This window comes from Pseudomonas sp. EL_65y_Pfl1_R83 (genome assembly GCF_963970695.1).
Classification (GTDB): Bacteria; Pseudomonadota; Gammaproteobacteria; order Pseudomonadales; family Pseudomonadaceae; genus Aquipseudomonas; species Aquipseudomonas tritici.
In genome coordinates this window covers 1-540 of record NZ_CAXAQI010000215.1, presented here as the reverse complement: position 1 = coordinate 540, position 540 = coordinate 1, and the positions used below count along the sequence as shown (strand labels likewise).

The 540-nt window shown below is 64.6% G+C and carries 1 protein-coding gene; it reads left to right on the top strand.

Annotation, left to right across the window (positions count from 1 at the left end; genetic code table 11):
• Window positions 1–351: 351 nt before the first annotated feature.
• Window positions 352–540, top strand: a 189-nt coding sequence (locus AACY08_RS28485) for a DUF736 domain-containing protein (RefSeq protein ID WP_339472439.1), incomplete at its 3' end; no start/stop codon positions are given.

The following is a 540-nucleotide window of genomic DNA, read 5'->3' as shown; positions in this document are numbered from 1 at the left end:
TACAAGGGGAGGACGGGTCGCAGATGATCTTCAGCTTGCGCCGTCTGCTGGTTGCGACCGGGTCGCCATGATCTTCCGTTCCTGATTGTCTCCAGACCGCTCCGAACGGCCTCTCCAATGGCCTGATCTGACCGAAGGACGGCTGCGCCTCGACCGCCTAAGCCGCAACGGCGCGTCCCGACTTTCTTCCCCTGCCGGCCAAGGCCGTCATTCCTCGCGAAACAACAAAGTCGTTCCTGCCATCCTCCGCGTTGCTCCGGTCGCAAGCGATGCGGCGTCGGTCGCCTCCGGCCTGTCGATCGCCATCGAGGCCGCAATGGAGCGGTCCCGAAAACGAAACGGAGACTTACAATGGCGACCATCGGCACCTTCAAGAAGACCGGCTCGAACGAGTTCACCGGCGAAATCGTAACCCTCAGCGTCCAAGCCAAGGGCGTGCGCATCGTCCCCGACACCCGCGCCACCGGCGAGAACGCCCCCAGCCACCGGGTTCTGGTCGGCCGCGCGGAAATCGGCGCCGCCTGGTCCAAGCGCTCCAAC